The sequence below is a fragment of the Candidatus Ruminimicrobium bovinum genome (assembly GCF_902760015.1).
GTDB classification, from domain to species: domain Bacteria; phylum Elusimicrobiota; class Endomicrobiia; order Endomicrobiales; family Endomicrobiaceae; genus Ruminimicrobium; species Ruminimicrobium bovinum.
In genome coordinates this window covers 1-2,722 of sequence record NZ_CACWEU010000263.1, presented here as the reverse complement: position 1 = coordinate 2,722, position 2,722 = coordinate 1, and the positions used below count along the sequence as shown (strand labels likewise).

Genomic DNA, 2,722 nt, shown 5'->3' with positions numbered 1-2,722 from the left:
CGCCTTGGGACGATGATGATGGTCGTTTGGATTAGAAGAAAGACCTTGTGCTATGCTGACTGCAAAACAGTCCATAGCCAGACCGATAGCCAATAATATGATAGACAGTAAATCCATATACTATAAGGGTATTGCAAAGGTATTGCAAGGCTATACGTTTAGCCCGACTTGACTCCGACTCGCCCCCGACCTATTGGCGTTTGTACTTATATCGTGCGCCCACTTTGCCTTTAGCGATAGCCGCCAGTTTGTTGCGCACAAAAGTCTTGCGGATAGGAGAGATACGATCGGTGAACACATGTGCCTCCAGATGGTCATATTCGTGTTGCACAATCCGCGCACAGAATCCCGTGAACTCCTCCACATGTTCATTGAAATCTTCGTCCAAGTAACGCAGACGAATGGTTTTCGGACGCACGACATTCTCGCTGATACCCGGCAGCGACAAACAGCCTTCGCTATAAGTGCAGGTTTCCTCACTGGTCTCTAACAACTCCGGGTTGATAAATGCACGCTTGAAATCCTTGCACTCAGGATAATCTTCCGCCAGTTCGGATCCATCAACAACAAACAAACGCCATGCCTTGCCAACCTGCGGAGCAGCCAATCCGCAGCCCTCGGCTTGCGTCAGCGTCTCGTACATATCGGCGATAAACTGCTTCAACTCCGGCGTTTGCTCTATTTCCTCAGTCGGCTTTCTCAACACCGGCTGACCATACAAGTATATAGGTAAAACCATTTTAATTTACGATTTACTATTTGACGATTTACGATTTAACGATTTACGATTTTAACGAAGGCTGTCCAAATAGCCTTCCAGAATGATGCATGCCGCTATTTTGTCCACGGCGGCTTTGTTCTGCCGGTCTTTCTTTTTCATGCCTCCGGCCAGCATGGCTTGGTGCGCCAGCACAGACGTGAAGCGCTCGTCGTACATAGTTAAGGGGATATTGGGAAACTGCTTTTTGAAATTCCCCATGAACGGCCTGATATAGTTCATACTCTCCGACTCCTCGCCGTTCATCTGCGTCGGATGTCCAATTACTACTTGATCCACCTGCTCTTTTGCCAGGTATCCGGCAAGCCAGGTCATCAGGTCTTTTGTCTCTACGGTAAGCAACGGATTAGCCGTTATGCGGAGTGGATCCGTAACGGCTAATCCTGTACGCTTGCGACCGTAGTCTATGGCGAGTATTCTACCCATTAGAGGTTGTTCAGTTCCTCGCTGATTGCGTTGTACTTGTCGTCCATACCGAAGCGGTAGTACAGACCTTTCAGTGTCTGCATGTAGCTGCGCTCCTCGGGAGCCATCTTGTGTGCCTCCTCGAAATAGGGCAACGATTTGCGGAACACTTCGTTCATCTCGTCCAACGCTTTCTTGTACTCGCGGTTGTCAGAGATAGTAGCAGCAGCTTCGTTCAGTTTAACAGCCTGGTTGTACCAAACACGACCTTTGCCTGCCATTGCGTCAGCCAGTGTCGGATCGATTGCCAGTGCGCTGTCAAAATCCTTGAGTGCATCCTCATAGTGACCTTGGTTCTCGTCCAGGTTACCTTTGATCAGGTGATACTGTGCTACGTTCGGCTCACGCTCGATAGCTTGTGCCAAATAATCGATAGCTGTCTGCTCCTGACCGGAGAAGATATAGTAGTTGATCAGGTTCTGCAGGAACCACGGCTCGCTCGGGAAACGAACGATAGCGTTCTGCAGCGTCTCCACGAACTTGGCGGTATCCTTCACAGCCACGTACTCCTGATACAGGAACTGGTTCACCGAGATAGCCTCATACTCACCGTCTTTCAGTTGGTTGAGAAGTTCGATAGCCTCCGGGTGCATCTCAGCCTGAACAGCAAAGATAGCTGCGTAGTACTTGTACTGGTCATAAACGGTGTCACGCGGCATCTCTTTCTGCAGCTTTTCGGTCTGCATCATAGCCAGATCAGGGATAGCGATGTGTTTCTTGAACGCGTTGTATGCGCCAACGAAATCACGCTGCTCGTTCAGATAAATACCGTACTTTACCAACTCCTGGTTTTTGTAGTACTCCAGCATTTTCTTCACAATGTTTGCGCGGGTCTTGGGATCAGCCGGAACCTCTACGCCTTTCTTGTTCAGCACAGGGATCATTGCCAACTCATCGGCCTTGAGCCAGTAGTCATAACTTTCCTCTACAGCCTGACCTGCCTTAGCCTGGTTTACACCTTTTCCCATCAGTTGGTTGTAGTTCTCCTGGGTCAACTCTTGATAACCAATCAATCCGGCTACATAATAGGTTTCTGCCAGATTCTTGGTCTCCTCGTTGGTCAGAGCCTCGTCAATCGCCGCACGTGCTGCTCCGAAATCCGGAGTCTCTTGCAGGGCATAGTTCTTTGCCTTTTTCAGGTTGGCTTTCTGTGCAAAGCAGCCGGCGCTCATGAGCACCAACGCTGCCAAAATCAATGATTTTCTCATGTTATTCTTGGTTTTCATTGTTATTTGTTTCTTCTGTTTGTACGTCGTCACTTGGTACTTCGTCACTTGGTACTTGTTCTTCCTCCTCTTTCGGCACGATGCAGCCGCTCATGAGGCTGTCGTTACGTTTCTGGAGTTCGATCAGTTTGACGCCTTGTGTAGCACGACCAGCTACGCGGATGGTGGAGATATCCATGCGGATAGCTGTTCCGCTCTTGGTCATCAACATCAGATCATCAGCATCGGTTACGGCTTCTATACCCACGAGGTT

Annotated in this window: 4 protein-coding genes; all 4 read right to left on the bottom strand. The window is 49.2% G+C overall.

Features of this window, described 5'->3' with window-relative positions:
• Window positions 1-190 precede the first annotated feature (190 nt).
• Entirely contained in the window at window positions 191-739 is a 549-nt protein-coding gene (gene def / locus ACMUOV_RS08620; RefSeq protein WP_413854744.1) for a peptide deformylase, read from the bottom strand.
• 51 nt (window positions 740-790) lie between these two features.
• Window positions 791-1,204, bottom strand: coding sequence for a Holliday junction resolvase RuvX (gene ruvX, locus ACMUOV_RS08615; protein WP_413854743.1), 414 nt, complete (start codon window positions 1,202-1,204; stop codon window positions 791-793).
• The gene (locus ACMUOV_RS08610) at window positions 1,204-2,469 is read right to left on the bottom strand and encodes a hypothetical protein (RefSeq protein ID WP_413854742.1); all 1,266 of its coding nucleotides are present in this window, start codon (window positions 2,467-2,469) and stop codon (window positions 1,204-1,206) included. Before ACMUOV_RS08610 ends, ruvX begins: the two co-directional genes overlap by 1 nt.
• Window positions 2,453-2,722, bottom strand: a 270-nt coding sequence (locus ACMUOV_RS08605) for a DNA gyrase C-terminal beta-propeller domain-containing protein (RefSeq protein WP_413854740.1), incomplete at its 5' end; no start/stop codon positions are given. The genes ACMUOV_RS08610 and ACMUOV_RS08605, both read right to left, overlap by 17 nt.